Source organism: Pandoraea sp. 64-18 (assembly GCF_001899225.1).
Classification (GTDB): Bacteria; Pseudomonadota; Gammaproteobacteria; order Burkholderiales; family Burkholderiaceae; genus Pandoraea; species Pandoraea cepalis.
This window is the reverse complement of record NZ_MKVU01000005.1, coordinates 168239-181516: the sequence shown is the minus strand read 5'-3', so window position 1 is coordinate 181516 and position 13278 is coordinate 168239. Positions and strand designations below refer to the sequence as shown.

The following is a 13278-nucleotide window of genomic DNA, read 5'->3' as shown; positions in this document are numbered from 1 at the left end:
TTAAACGGTGAACAATGAAGCCGATCTGGATAGTAGACGACGACCAATCGATTCGATGGGTGCTCGAAAAGGCGCTCTCGCGAGCCAATCTGCCGGTGCGCAGCTTTACCGGTCCGCGCGAAGCCAGCGCGGCACTCGAACACGACTCGCCGCAGGTGCTGGTCTCGGACATCCGCATGGCGGGCGGCTCCGGGCTCGAACTGCTGCAGACGGTCAAACAACGACATCCCGGACTGCCGGTCATCATCATGACGGCGTTCTCGGATCTGGACAGCGCCGTCGCGGCCTTTCAGGGCGGTGCGTTCGAATATCTCGCCAAGCCGTTCGACGTTGATCGCGCGGTCGAGCTGATTCTGCGCGCGGTCGAGGAAAGCCTGCGCGAGGCGACGGACGACGAACGCATCACCGAAGAGCCGGAAATTCTCGGGCAGGCGAGCGCCATGCAAGACGTGTTCCGAGCGATCGGTCGTCTCTCGCATTCGAGCGCCACGGTGCTTATCACCGGCGAATCGGGCTCCGGCAAGGAACTGGTCGCGCGGGCACTGCACCGCCACTCGCCGCGCGCCGGCGGGCCATTCATCGCGCTCAACACGGCGGCAATTCCGAAGGATCTGCTGGAATCCGAACTGTTTGGCCATGAGCGCGGGGCGTTCACCGGTGCGCAGGCCACGCGGCGCGGGCGCTTCGAGCAGGCCGAGAGCGGCACGCTGTTCCTCGACGAAATCGGCGACATGCCACTCGATCTGCAAACGCGTTTGCTGCGCGTGCTGTCGGACGGTAATTACTACCGCGTCGGCGGCCATAGTCCGATCAAGGCGAATGTCCGCGTGATCGCGGCCACGCACCAGAATCTGGAAGATCGTGTGCGGCAGGGTCTGTTTCGCGAAGATCTGTATCACCGACTGAATGTGATTCGCTTGCGTTTGCCGTCACTGCGCGAGCGCAATGAGGATATCCCGCTGCTGGTGCGTCACTTCCTGCAGAAGAGTGCGCGCGATCTGGGCGTCGAGACGAAACGCATCAGCGAGGCCGCGCTGGCGCATCTGACGCGCTTCCCGTTTCCGGGAAACGTGCGTCAACTGGAAAACCTGAGCAACTGGCTGACGGTCATGGCCCCGGCGCAGACGGTGGAGATCAAGGATCTGCCGCCGGAGTTCCAGACGCTGGCAGCGGCGCCAGGGACCGGGGTGGGGGCGTCGGCTAGCTTGCCTGCCTACCCCGCCGCGACGCCCCAGGCGGCAACCGGGACCACCGCCCCGGTGCCGGCCATCGCGGGTTATGGCGGCGTAGACGCGGGGCTGTCGGCTGTCGGCGGGATCGCGGGGGCTGGCGGTGCCGCTGCGGTCGCGGGCAATGTCGGCGCGACGGGAGACGGCACCGGAGCGGACAGCTGGGAGCCGCTCTTGCGCCGCGAAGTGGCGCGCCTGCTTCGTTCTGCGTCGCCCGACGTGATGGATCAATTGACGCGCCGGTTCGAGACGGCGTTGATCAACGAGGCGCTCGACTTCACGCGCGGACGCAAGGTCGAGGCGGCAAGCCGCCTTGGCATCGGCCGGAACACCATCACGCGCAAGATTCAGGAACTCGGGCTGGAAACCTAACGCCAATCACGGTAGGCTCCCAGGTTTGACGATTCGGCCACAAGGGAGCATTACCATGGCAAGACGCATCCTGTTGACGGGTGCCACCGGGCAGGTGGGCTGGGAGCTGGCACGCAGCCTGCAGGGTTTGGGCGACGTTCACGCTCCCGGGCGCGACGAGATGGACCTGCTCGACACCGACAGCGTGGTGCGCACCCTGCGCGACTTCTCACCGGATCTGATCGTCAATCCGGCGGCCTACACGGCGGTCGATCGTGCCGAGACGGACGAGGCCGCCGCGTATCAGGTGAACGCGGTCGTGCCCGGCATCATGGCCGAAGCGGCCAAGCGCACCGGCGCACTCGTCGTTCACTTTTCCACTGACTACGTCTTCGACGGTACGTCGTCCACGCCCTATCGCGAGGACGAACCCACGAACCCACAGAACGCGTACGGCCGCACCAAGCTGGCAGGCGAAGCGGCCATCGCGGCGAGCGGTGCGAATCATCTGGTGCTGCGCACGAGCTGGGTGTATGGAGCGCGCGGCGCGAACTTCCTGCTCACCGTTCAACGACTTGCCCGCGAGCGCGACGAATTGCGGATCGTGGCCGACCAGCACGGGGCGCCGACGTGGTGCCGCACGATCGCCGAACTGACGTCGCAGGTGTTGGTGCAGGGGTTCGGACGGAACGGAGGTGACGCCGACTTCTGGCGCGAACATGGCGGTTTGTACCACCTGACGGCCGCAGGGCAGACGACCTGGCACGGGTTCACCGAAGCGATTCTCGACCTGAGCGCAGCGCAGAAGCGTCCGAACGTTGTGGCGATTCCGACTTCTGCCTATCCATTGCCGGCCAAGCGCCCGGCGTATTCGGTCCTCGACAACGACAAGCTCGCACGGACTTTCGGCGTTCGCGCGCCCGACTGGCGGGCCGCGCTGGCACTCTGCCTGGGCTGACACGACCGTCCCGCCTGACGGGCTCGAGCACCGAATCGGAAATTCCCCGGCGCGCAGGGCCGCATTCCTTCGGCAACATGGTGGCTTTTTGCGCGCGCCCATGAGCGCGCGCCAAGGAGTGACGCATGATGCCGGTTCAGAGCGGGATATCGGGTGGGGCCCAAACATCCGTCGCTGCCCGCCCGATCGAGGGCGGTATTGCAAGCGACCGCGCATTGACGTCGTCCGAACTGGCGGCACGCAGTGCGCCGCCGCCCGACGGGCTGCGCCACGCGGTGCTGCGCGCGAACGCGGACGAGCGTCGCGTGATTTCACTGCAAGTGGCCTGGCTGGCGCACAGGCTCGACGGGAGCGCAGGGAGCGCCGATGCCGCGGTTCGATTCGCGAGCGATACGACCCCGCTTGGCGTGTCGTCCGCCGAGAGCGCCGACTTGCTATTCGACAAGAGTGCGCTGCGGCAGGCATGGCGCACCCGCTTCTCGCATCTGCTTGACGGCGCGCGGGTCGGCGCGGTGGCGCGCGATCTGGTGAAGTGGTGCGCGGCGCCCGATGGCCAGACCGCGGTCGTCCCCCGATGGCACTGGCTGTCGTCGACCGATGACGCGACTTCCGATGTGCAGGCCTGCGCGCGTTTGCCCATGCATGAATGGCCGGTTGCCGTACTGAATGTCGCGCTAACGCTGTCGAATCTGCGCAATGCCGTGCTGCCTGATCTGTCGATGCCGAACGGCGACTTGCGCGGCGTGATCGCGCCGGGCGCTCAGTTTGGCGGCGGACAGTTCAGTGGGACATGGTGGACCGGGGCATCGTTGGCGAACGCGGGGTTTGCGTATTCGAACCAGGTCAATGCCGACTTCGACGGGGCCGATTTGCGCGGTGCCTGTTTTCATGCGGCGGATGTGAGCGGCGCGCGGTTCGTGGCGGCCGATCTTCGTTGCGCCGACCTTCGGCACACGGTGATGTGCGGCAGCGACCTGAGCGAAGCGCGGTGCCAGGGGTTGCACTTTGCGCAGGGGCGTCTGAACGGCGCCTCGTTCCATCGAGCCAAACTGCAGCACGCGTGCTTTACCGGGGGCACCGCACATGGCGCGAAATGGATTGGCGCCAAGGCCAAACGCTCGCAATGGACGTCGGTGGCCATGCGCAACGGGCAAGCCATCGGCGCCGATCTGCGGAGCGCCGAATTCCGCCAATGCGAACTCCTTGGGTGGGACGCGCGCGGGGCAAAGCTCAATGGTGCGTCGTTCGAGGCCTGCGATTTGGGCCATGCCCGGTTCTGCGGCGCAAGCCTGAAGGGCGTGCGCATCGGGGCCGGCTGCCATCTGGCCGGCACGCAGTGGCAGGGCGCCCGGGTTCGTCTGGACGCCGCGTGGCTGCGTCGCCTGACGCCGTCCGAACTCGAAGGTGTCGTGCAATCGTTGATGACGTTCCCGCTCGATCAGCCCGCGGCGCGCGCAAGCGTTTTCATGCAACTGCTGGTCGCACTTGCGCGCCCGCCGGGCCTCATGGACAAGGGGCGCGAGATGGCCCCGCGGCTCGAGCGCCTGCCCGAGTCGGTGCAGCGCAGCGACTGGCTCGGCCGTTTGCTCGTGTCGCGCATTGAGGCGGGCGGCATTGGGGAGCATGAGGGCTTTGCCGAAGTGCGTGCGCAATGGCTTGAGCGGACCCTTCACGATCTGACAGACACGCGCTGGTCACGCGCGCGTGCGCAATGGGGTACCGCGTCGCTCATGATCGCGTTGCACCGGCACTGTGGCACGGCATCTCCGCAGGCCGTATGGCCGCTCGCCGGGGCGATGTGCCAAACCCTTTACTGGGCCGGGGGCAGCGTGGATGGGGTTGGCGATGCCCGTGCGCAGGCGCTGCGGTCCGCGTGGTTCGACGCGTTGCCGCCGCAGGTGCATGTGGCGCTTTCAGCCGATGGGGTCGACGCATTTGATGCCGCTTACGTCGTGCTGATCGGGGCAAACGGCGGGGTTGCCGCGCGTCTGCCCAGGGACCTTCTGGCGAGTGTGCTGGAGGTGAGGGCGGGTCTTCCGGCGACGGATGGCGACGTGTCCCTCGCTTTTGAGACGCTGCCGGGCTGGCGATGGCTCGGTACGCGGGTTGTCGTGCGCGATGCGGCGTCGCCCGACGATTTTGTCCCGGGCAGCATGGCGCAACTTCAGGGGCTGCTCAGGGAGTTCGGCTTTCTTGCCGGGCTTTGGCCAGTGGAGCATCCGCTCGAGCCCTTCGTCCGGCTCGTCGGGCGTTGGTTGGGCACGGGCGGAGCGAGCCGCGCCGAGGCGGCATGTCACGGGGCGTGGGATCCGTGGCACTCGGCCGTCAGCACGGCGACAAGGCCGGCCGTGCCGACGCCATTGCGTACGTCCGACCGACTCGACGCCGTGGTCAGTTCGTCGCGCTCATCGAATCATGTGCGGTTGCGGCGGGCAGGACATGCCGATATCGACGATGTTTTTCGCGAGATTCCCGTCGTCATGCCCGCTGGCGAGCCGCCGTTGAGCGTCGTCATGGCGCGGCACGTTCGATGGGTGTCTGTCGTGGCCGGACTGGGTTGGCTGGCGACCCAACCGGAATGGCGCCGGCCGTGGTCGATCGCGAAAGGCGCCTCGGTGGCGCCGTCAAGTGAGGGGGTGCCGGCGGATGAGATGAGGGCCTATCGCGATTACGCGCTCGCGGCCCTTAACGAAACCCTGCGAGGAGACGTCGCGTCGCGTAACTTGCCGCAAGCGCTGGCGCTGCGCGAATGTCTGGCCGGCGAAACGAGTTCGGTGGAACGACTGGCAGAGCGGCTGGCCGACTGGCTGACATGCCCGGAGATCGCACAGCTTCCGGGGCTGGCGCAGGCGTGCCGTCAAACGCTGCCTTGGTTCTGGGCGATCCGTCTACCGCTCCCGGCGGCGGCGATTCGTCGGTGGATGCTTTCGGGGGAGGGCAATGTCGGTGCGCCCGTCGGAATCGAAGGGGATTAATCAGGAATGAGCCGGTTTTTGCCCGATGTTTCACCGTCAGGGCATGTCGTCTTTCGTGGTAAAACGTGTTTGCACGCCAAGCGTCGCCCTTCGCGGTGACGCTTTTCGGACGGCCGGACGCGTCATGCGCCGGCCGTTGGCGACTTTTGTTGGGTGTTGGCTGCGGATGCCATTGCGAAGCGGGACTGCCCAAGCGGCGGCCCTGTGCGCTGGGATACGGGAAGGTCAACGCCCTGTTCTCAGGCAATCAAGGGTTTCATACTCTCCCAGGCATCATGGACTCGACTGGTATCGCGTCAGGCTATCCGGGGTTCGTGGCTGTGAATCGTCGCGAGCTTGACGCCCACGTTCCGCTCTCCTGGCCATTGTTCGACGCCGATGGCACACCGCTGCTGGCGGCGGGCGAGCGTTTGCCGTCCGAGGCCGATCTCGACTGGCTATTCACCACGTTCGCGCCGCACCGGCCGCTTCCCGAGGGGGCGACAACGGGCGAGGCGGCGGGGCGCCCGGAGGCCGCAAATTCCGTATCGCCGCTGGGGACGGGCGCGTCGGCCGTGTACCTGCAGGGGTTGCCGGTGCCGTTGCCGGTCGGCGCGTGGATACAGGTGCGTGTCTCTCCGGACGCCGAGCGCCCGCGCGTACGCGCTCGCCTGATCGGTCGTGCGCCCAACGGTATGCTGATCATCACGCCGCCCGCTTCGGGCGACACGCGTCGACCGGTGACGGCGGGTGACCGGCTTGCGCTATGGACATTCCCGGGCGACAACCTGTACGAATTCAATTGCGATGTACACAGCGTGCATCAGGGGCCGTTTGACTATGTGGTGCTTTCGCGTCCTTCGCAGGTGCGCGAGACGCCCGTGCGCCGTACACCTCGCGTCGATACGCGGCTGGTGGCGCGACTGTCGCCACTGGACGAGACGTCGCGTGTCTCGTTCACCCGCATGCTTGCCGACCCGCAGGACACACCTGAGTGGCTCGTACTCGTGCGCGATATCAGCGCGGATGGCGCGGGAATCGTAGTGAAGGCGCCGCTGCCGGAAGGTTGTCATCTCGTCGCGTTGCAGTTCCGTGTGCCGATCGGTGCCGATGTGGTGGCGATTCTCGGTATGGCAGCGGTTCGCAGCGTGGAAGGTCCGCGGGTTGATGGGACGTGGGCCTATGGTTTGGAGTTCACGCAGATGGACACGCGAAACAAGGCGGCGATTCGCTGTTTTGTCTATGAGTCGCGCCTGACGGATCCGCGCAGCGGCCAATGATCCGAAAAGCCTTCGATAGAAAAAACGGCACCTGAATCGGGTGCCGTTCGCATGGCGTGCGCGTAGCGCGCGGAGCGCAGTGCCCAGGACGTGTCGGGACGCGCGTCAGTCCTTGAAGGTGGCAATGACAGGCGTGTGATCCGACGGCTGTTCCCACGTTCGGGGTACGCGATCGATCTCACATCCGGTGCAGCGCTCGGCCAATGCGGATGAGACGAGAATGTGGTCGATGCGTAGCCCCGCGTTGCGTCGGAACGCGCCCATGCGATAGTCCCACCAACTGAACGTCTTCTCTGGCTGATCGAACATGCGGAACGTATCGCGCAGCCCGAGTCCTTGCAGACGTGCGAACGCCTGGCGCTCCTGCGGCGACACCAAATTCTGACCTTCCCATTTCGCGGGATCGTGTACGTCGCGGTCTTCGGGGGCGATGTTGTAGTCACCGAGCAGTGCGAGTCGCGGATGACGCTCCAATTCGTCGGAGAGCCAGTGCGTGAGTGCGTCGAGCCAGTTCAGCTTGTAGACGAACTTGTCCGAATCGACGGCTTGTCCATTCGGGAAGTAACCGCAGACCACGCGTACGCCGCCGATCGTTGCGGTAATCAGACGCTGCTGCTCGTCGGCAAAATTCGGCAGGTTCTTGACCAGATCGGTCGCCTCTCCCACTTTCGCGTGGTTGACGAGCATTGCGACGCCGTTATACGTCTTCTGGCCGGTGAAGTGCGATGTGTAACCGAGCGCGGCGATCTCGGTAATCGGGAAGTTCTCATCGGTCAGCTTCAGTTCCTGAAGACACAGAACGTCGACCGGGTTGCTGCGCAGCCAGTCCTGCACATGACCGAGACGAACCTTGAGCGAATTGACGTTCCAGGTGGCGAGTTGCATGAATGTCCTTCAGTGATGTTCGGCAGGCTCAGTCTTTGGGAGCCGGTTTGTCGCTGGCATTGCCGGCGGGCAACTGCGGCACCGACACGAAATCGTCGAGCGAGAGGCCCTTTTCCTTGAGCAGCGCCTCAAGCACCGGTTGCAGACGGCCGAGACTTTCCTGAACGGCTTCGCGCACCGTGTCGACCACCACCTGCGTGCTCCGCTCGATCTCGATGTTGACGCGTGTGCCGGCGAGCTTGTCTTCGAACGTCGTCATGCGGCGTGTCTCGGGAATCAGCCACACTTCGAACCAGCCTTCCTGCCGATTGACCTCCGAGACCGTCAGGCTCGCGCCGTTGATCGCGATATATCCCTTCGCGAAGACATACTTGCGGAACGCTTCGGGAATCGCGATGCGCAGCACGCGGTTGGTGTCCGACGTGCGCACGCTGAGGATGTCCGTCGAGAAGTCGATATGGCCCGAGAGCGGATGGCCACCGATTTCGGCGCCGTCCTTGGCGGCGCGTTCGACGTTGACCTGTGCGCCCGCGCCGAAGCCGCCGAGCGTCGTGACGTTCAGGCTCTGCAGAATCACGTCGAACGACGCGCTGGTGGGCGAGAGCAATTGCGTGACCGTCAGGCAAACGCCGTCGACCGAGACGCTGGCCCCGAGCGTCAGGTCTTCGCAAAAGCCTTCGGGGAACGCCAGCTCGAGGGTGCGCATGCCGTCGCGATCGTCGATGGACGAGAGCGTGGCCGTGCCTTGAACAATTCCGGTAAACATCGTGATGTCGGTAACTAGAGTCGTGGGGTGCCGTGCCGCAGTATTCTACTGCCTAGCGCCGGTATGCCGCACGCCGTGCGACGTGCTACGATGCCGCCTTTTCACGGGATCGACATGAGTTTCGAAGGTTGCCTGCTGGCGGAGGACTTTTACTATTGGGCGGAGACGTCGCCCGCGCCGGACGGGCAATACCACGGCGTGGTGCATTTCACCGGCTGGCGCGACGTGGACGACGTCATCGAAACGCTGGACCCGCCGCTGACCCACACCACGCCTGAGGCCTATCGCTGGGCGAACGACGCGCTCGAAGCCGCTCACGCGCTGGCGAAGACGTTGGCCGAAGACGGCAGCCTCGGCATCGATCTCTGAACCCCCAGAATTTCACACGGCCTGCCTGAGGGCAAGCCCACCACGGACAGCATCATGACACAGACGAAATTTGAAATTCAGAAGCGCAAGGGCTTGAAGATCGGCGCCGGCGTGCGCCGCGGCCCGCAAGGCGGCAAACAGGTCGGCTCGCAAAACAAGCGCAATGCCGCCGGCAGCAAGCTGCTGGGCGCGTTGCTCGGCACCGCTTCGGAAGACGCGACGGCCGTCGACGCTGCCGGCACGACCGGCAACGACGCGACAAAGCAGGGCGCCGACAAGGCCTGAGCGCGTCTGCTCACCCCGCGGGTCAGGGAACGATCGCCAGAAACAGGAAGGCGGCGAACAGCACCAGATGGACGGCACCGTGCAGCACGGTTGTGCGTCCGGTACCGAGCGTGATTACGCCAACGAGCAGCGTCACGGCAAGCAGCACGGTCTCCTTCGGCGCAAGCCCCAATTCGATGTGCTGATCGAGCACGAGCGAGACGGCCGCCACGGTTGGAATCGTCAGCCCGATACTCGCCAGCGCTGAGCCGAGCGCCAGATTCAGGCTCGTCTGCAGCTTGTTCGCACGTGCGGCGCGCAAGGCGGCCAGCCCTTCCGGCAACAATACCAGCGCGGCAATCACGATACCGACGACCGCTTTCGGCGCGCCGGCCTCGGCGACCGCTTGTTCGACGGCGGGAGAGAGCTTTTTCGCCAGGCCGACCACGGCCAGCAACGCCACGACCAGCAGCCCCAGGCTCAGCACGGCCGTGCGGCCCGACGGCGGTGCCACATGCACTTCCTCACTCGGCGCTTTGGACAGGAAGTAATCGCGATGACGCACTGTCTGCACGAACACGAACACCATATACAGCACGAGCGAAATCATGCCCTCGAAGGCCAGTTGCGACGCCGTGAGTCCCGGGCCGAGTACTGAGCTGGTGTAGTTCGGCAGCACCAGTGTGAGCACCGACAGGGCGCACAGCACCGCGAGCGCGGCACTCGCGCCTTCGACATGAAAGCCCTGCGTGTGATGACGCACCCCGCCGAAGAGCAGGCACAGCCCGACGATCCCGGTCGAGACGATCATGATGGCCGCGAACACCGTGTCGCGGGCCAATCCCGCCTTGTCCGGTCCTCCCGAGAGCATCACCGAAACGATCAGCGCCACTTCGATGATGGTCACGGCCACGGCCAGCACCAAGGTGCCGAACGGCTCGCCAACCTTATGGGCGACCGTTTCGGCGTGATGCACGGCGGAGAATACGGCGCCGGCCAAAGCGGCGGCACACACCGCCAGCGAGGCGCCATAGGGCAGCCAACCGGCGAGGCCGAGCACGACAAGGGCCACGATCGGCGTGTACATGGTCCAGTGGCCCAGCATGGCGGTCTTTGAGGAGGACATCGTCGGAGACTCCAGAATTCGGGGAACGGGCAGGGCGCGAGGGACAGCAGATCCAGCAACGGCGAGAACCTTGCCTCGGTGAGAATGTCGAGGCGGCGAGCCATAGTCTCAGAAAAGTGACACCCCGACAACAGACGCCATTGACACGCCACGTTGCGAGCCAGGCCATGCCGGTCTGTCGAGAGGCCCACGGACAAACGATCTTCCTCGACCACGCCGTTGATACTGCGTTCGAGTCCGTCGAGGAAGTCGAGGTCGTGAACAACGCATCCGAGCTTCGTCGCTTTGATCGCCGCGCCGCCATTGACGCGTTGGGGGCGACCGGCGTAGTGTCTCGTGCATTCCTTTTACCACCAAGCTGTCGACGGGTAACGCTGTTGCTCACTTCTGTCGCGGCACACGGAGAACTGTTTTGAAACTGCTGCGTTTCGGCCCGAAGGGGCAGGAAAAGCCGGGCCTGCTCGATGGCGACGGCAATGTGCGAGACCTCTCCGGAGTGCTGGCCGACATTACGCCCGAGACGTTGAGTCCTCAGGGGCTGGCGACATTGCGCGCGCTGGATCCAGCGACGTTGCCCGTGGTGAAGTCGCCGGGGCGTCTGGGCGTGCCGTTCTCGGGGGTGGGCAAGTTCCTGGCCGTCGGTCTGAACTACAGCGACCACGCGGCGGAAGCGGGTTTGGACGCGCCGTCCGAGCCGGTGCTCTTCACCAAGTGGGAGAACTGCCTGAACGGCCCGAACGACCCCGTGGTGCTGCCCAAGAACGCCGTCAAGGGCGATTGGGAGGTCGAGCTGGGCTTCGTGATCGGCAAGACGGCACGGTATGTACCGCTCGAGAGCGCGCTCGACTACGTGGCGGGCTACTGCCTCGTGAATGACGTCTCCGAGCGCGAGTTCCAGATCGAGCGCGGCGGCACGTGGGACAAGGGCAAGGGCTTCGACACGTTCGGTCCGGTCGGCCCGTGGCTCGTGACGACCGACGAGATTCGCGATCCGCAACAACTGGGCCTGTGGCTCGACGTGAACGGTGTACGCCGTCAGACGGGCCACACGTCGAAGATGATCTTCAGCGTGGCGTATCTCGTGCATTACATGAGCCAGTTCGCCACGCTCAAGCCGGGTGATCTCGTGACCACCGGCACGCCGCCGGGCGTCGGCCTGGGGCAGAAGCCGCCGGTGTTCCTCAAACCGGGGGACGTGATGCACCTGGGTATCGACGGCCTGGGCGAGCAGACGCAGGAAGTGCACGCCTACGACACGCGCTGGCTCGACTGAGCGTGTAGCGGATGGCTTTCCTGTCCATCGCTCAGGGCGACGGATGTCCGGCGTTCGGCCCGGAAAATTCCGTCTCGGCATAGTCCGTCGGCGCAAAGTCACGCGTGGCACGGGCTGCGCGGTTCGCTTCGCGTGCGTTTGCTGGCACACTTGTCCCATTCGTCTGCACCTGTCCGCGCCACTAGCGCGCGGACGCAACTATCGAGAGACCAATGGAACGATGTCCGTGGAGCGATGGCTTCGAGCAGTATCGTCAGTATCACGACGAAGAGTGGGGGGTGCCGCTGCGCGATTCGCGCGCGTTGTTCGAGCTGTTGATGCTCGAAGGCGCGCAGGCGGGGCTCTCATGGTCCACCATCCTTAAAAAGCGCGATAACTACCGGCTGGCGTTCGATCACTTCGATCCGGTGCGCATTGCGGCGTTCGGGCCGGAGGACGAGGCTCGCTTGCTGGCGGATGCCGGGATCGTGCGCAACCGTCTCAAGATCGCCGGCGTGATCAAGGGGGCGAGGGCCTACCTGGCGATGGAGGCCGCGGGCACGCGATTCAGCGACTTTGTCTGGCAGTTTGTGGGCGGCGAACCGTTGCAGAACCGCTGGACAGCGCTTGGCGAGGTGCCGGCGAGCACCGCCGTCTCCGATGCGATGAGCAAGGCGCTGAAGAAAGCGGGCTTTACCTTCGTGGGCTCGACGATCTGCTATTCATTCATGCAGGCGGCGGGTCTGGTGAACGATCATCTGGTCGCCTGTCCGCGTCACAAGGCGGTGAAAGCGAAGGCGTTGGCGGCGAGTCAAAGCGGCAGCGTGCAAGCCCGGAAACGCCGTGTGGGCGCGTCGTCGGCTACAATCGCGCCTGACGAATCAGGATCTGCCTAATGTTCAGCTACCGCCACGCCTTTCACGCCGGCAACCACGCCGACGTGCTGAAACACTTTATCGCCGTTGAATGCATCGATTACATGCGCCAGAAGGACGTAGCGTTCTGGTACATCGACACGCATGCGGGCGCAGGCGGTTACGCGCTCGACGGCAAATGGGCCGACAAGACCGGTGAGTTCGAGACCGGTATCGGCCGTCTCTGGACGCGCGACGATCTGCCGCCGCCGCTCGCAGACTACGTGACGTTGGTGCGCGAATTCAATCCGGACGGCAAGCTGCGCTATTACCCGGGCTCGCCGTTCTTTGCGCTGCAACTGCTTGGGGATCGCGATCGGTTGCGGTTGTTCGAGATGCATCCGACCGAACAGGACGTGCTGCGCGAAAACTTCGAGGCGCAAGGGCGGGAAGTGGCGCGTCGTACGATGATTTTTGGTGCCGACGGGTTTGCGGGGCTCAAGACGATTCTGCCGCCGGCATCGCGCCGGGCGTTCACGCTGATCGATCCGTCGTACGAAGACAAGCGCGATTACACGCGTGCTACGCAGACCGTGCAGGAGGGACTCGACCGCTTTCCGACGGGGATGTATGCCGTGTGGTATCCGCTGGTGCAGCGTCGTGAGGCGGCGCAGTTGCCGGAGCGCATGAAGCGGCTCACGATCAACGGGCAGCCGATCAAGAACTGGGTGAATGCGTCGCTGACGGTGTGCAATCCGGTGCCGGGCGGTATGGGCCTGCACGGTAGCGGCATGTTCATTGTGAACCCGCCGTATATGTTGCAGGACACCCTCAAGACAACGCTGCCGTATCTCGTCAAGACGCTCGGCCAGGACAAGGGCGCGCAATTCACGCTCGAAGGCCGCCAGAGCTGACACATCCGACCCGCGCGGGTCGGATCACCGCTATTGTCGCCTTCAACGTCAACGTCAACATCAACGTCGCCTTCAA

12 protein-coding genes are annotated in these 13278 nt (G+C 64.9%); 9 read left to right on the top strand and 3 right to left on the bottom strand.

Annotated features, from left to right (window positions below):
- Window positions 1–14 precede the first annotated feature (14 nt).
- The 4 genes from ntrC (at window position 15) to BGP02_RS02355 (ending at window position 6772) form a co-directional block, all read left to right on the top strand.
- Window positions 15–1601 carry a nitrogen regulation protein NR(I) gene (ntrC, locus tag BGP02_RS02370; RefSeq protein ID WP_261938719.1) on the top strand — a complete coding sequence of 529 codons (1587 nt, stop codon included), beginning with the start codon at window positions 15–17 and terminating at the stop codon, window positions 1599–1601.
- Between the two features lie 55 nt (window positions 1602–1656).
- Window positions 1657–2538, top strand: a complete 882-nt coding sequence (rfbD, locus tag BGP02_RS02365) for a dTDP-4-dehydrorhamnose reductase (RefSeq protein WP_017233520.1) — start codon at window positions 1657–1659, stop codon at window positions 2536–2538.
- Between the two features lie 125 nt (window positions 2539–2663).
- On the top strand, window positions 2664–5513 hold the full coding sequence (locus tag BGP02_RS02360) for a pentapeptide repeat-containing protein (RefSeq protein ID WP_017233521.1): 2850 nt from the start codon (window positions 2664–2666) through the stop codon (window positions 5511–5513).
- 275 nt (window positions 5514–5788) lie between these two features.
- Window positions 5789–6772 (top strand): flagellar brake protein, encoded by a 984-nt coding sequence (locus tag BGP02_RS02355; RefSeq protein WP_261938717.1) that lies wholly within the window; start codon window positions 5789–5791, stop codon window positions 6770–6772.
- A gap of 105 nt (window positions 6773–6877) precedes the next feature.
- On the opposite strand, the gene xth is transcribed toward BGP02_RS02355, so the two are convergent.
- Entirely contained in the window at window positions 6878–7657 is a 780-nt protein-coding gene (gene xth / locus BGP02_RS02350; RefSeq protein WP_017233523.1) for an exodeoxyribonuclease III, read from the bottom strand.
- 28 nt (window positions 7658–7685) lie between these two features.
- Window positions 7686–8423: a riboflavin synthase subunit alpha gene (locus BGP02_RS02345; protein ID WP_261938716.1), complete on the bottom strand. Its 738-nt coding sequence runs from the start codon at window positions 8421–8423 to the stop codon at window positions 7686–7688.
- 114 nt (window positions 8424–8537) lie between these two features.
- Between BGP02_RS02345 and BGP02_RS02340 the strand changes: the two genes are divergently transcribed.
- A complete protein-coding gene (locus BGP02_RS02340; RefSeq protein WP_150563603.1) occupies window positions 8538–8792 on the top strand; it encodes a hypothetical protein in 255 nt (84 codons plus the stop codon).
- Between the two features lie 54 nt (window positions 8793–8846).
- Window positions 8847–9077 (top strand): hypothetical protein, encoded by a 231-nt coding sequence (locus BGP02_RS02335; protein ID WP_017233526.1) that lies wholly within the window; start codon window positions 8847–8849, stop codon window positions 9075–9077.
- A gap of 22 nt (window positions 9078–9099) precedes the next feature.
- Here the strand turns inward: BGP02_RS02335 and BGP02_RS02330 are convergent, their stop codons facing one another.
- The gene (locus BGP02_RS02330) at window positions 9100–10182 is read right to left on the bottom strand and encodes a calcium:cation antiporter (protein WP_026131867.1); all 1083 of its coding nucleotides are present in this window, start codon (window positions 10180–10182) and stop codon (window positions 9100–9102) included.
- Between the two features lie 412 nt (window positions 10183–10594).
- On the opposite strand from BGP02_RS02330, the gene BGP02_RS02325 reads away from it, so the two are divergent.
- From BGP02_RS02325 to BGP02_RS02315, 3 genes are all read left to right on the top strand, one after another.
- Window positions 10595–11455 (top strand): fumarylacetoacetate hydrolase family protein, encoded by an 861-nt coding sequence (locus tag BGP02_RS02325; RefSeq protein WP_150563601.1) that lies wholly within the window; start codon window positions 10595–10597, stop codon window positions 11453–11455.
- A gap of 212 nt (window positions 11456–11667) precedes the next feature.
- Window positions 11668–12330 carry a DNA-3-methyladenine glycosylase I gene (locus BGP02_RS02320; RefSeq protein WP_017233529.1) on the top strand — a complete coding sequence of 221 codons (663 nt, stop codon included), beginning with the start codon at window positions 11668–11670 and terminating at the stop codon, window positions 12328–12330.
- Complete coding sequence (locus tag BGP02_RS02315; RefSeq protein ID WP_017233530.1) at window positions 12330–13202, top strand: 23S rRNA (adenine(2030)-N(6))-methyltransferase RlmJ; 873 nt, start codon at window positions 12330–12332, stop codon at window positions 13200–13202. The genes BGP02_RS02320 and BGP02_RS02315 overlap by 1 nt, the downstream gene beginning before the upstream one ends.
- Window positions 13203–13278 lie beyond the last annotated feature (76 nt).

What these genes read in the sequence shown, in the direction of transcription:
- ntrC (WP_261938719.1), top strand. Translation starts at nt 15, where the DNA reads ATGAAGCCGATCTGGATAGTAGACGACGACCAATCGATTCGATGGGTG.
- rfbD (WP_017233520.1), top strand. Translation starts at nt 1,657, where the DNA reads ATGGCAAGACGCATCCTGTTGACGGGTGCCACCGGGCAGGTGGGCTGG.
- BGP02_RS02360 (WP_017233521.1), top strand. Translation starts at nt 2,664, where the DNA reads ATGATGCCGGTTCAGAGCGGGATATCGGGTGGGGCCCAAACATCCGTC.
- BGP02_RS02355 (WP_261938717.1), top strand. Translation starts at nt 5,789, where the DNA reads ATGGACTCGACTGGTATCGCGTCAGGCTATCCGGGGTTCGTGGCTGTG.
- xth (WP_017233523.1), bottom strand. Translation starts at nt 7,657, where the DNA reads ATGCAACTCGCCACCTGGAACGTCAATTCGCTCAAGGTTCGTCTCGGT.
- BGP02_RS02345 (WP_261938716.1), bottom strand. Translation starts at nt 8,423, where the DNA reads ATGTTTACCGGAATTGTTCAAGGCACGGCCACGCTCTCGTCCATCGAC.
- BGP02_RS02340 (WP_150563603.1), top strand. Translation starts at nt 8,538, where the DNA reads ATGAGTTTCGAAGGTTGCCTGCTGGCGGAGGACTTTTACTATTGGGCG.
- BGP02_RS02335 (WP_017233526.1), top strand. Translation starts at nt 8,847, where the DNA reads ATGACACAGACGAAATTTGAAATTCAGAAGCGCAAGGGCTTGAAGATC.
- BGP02_RS02330 (WP_026131867.1), bottom strand. Translation starts at nt 10,182, where the DNA reads ATGTCCTCCTCAAAGACCGCCATGCTGGGCCACTGGACCATGTACACG.
- BGP02_RS02320 (WP_017233529.1), top strand. Translation starts at nt 11,668, where the DNA reads ATGGAACGATGTCCGTGGAGCGATGGCTTCGAGCAGTATCGTCAGTAT.
- BGP02_RS02315 (WP_017233530.1), top strand. Translation starts at nt 12,330, where the DNA reads ATGTTCAGCTACCGCCACGCCTTTCACGCCGGCAACCACGCCGACGTG.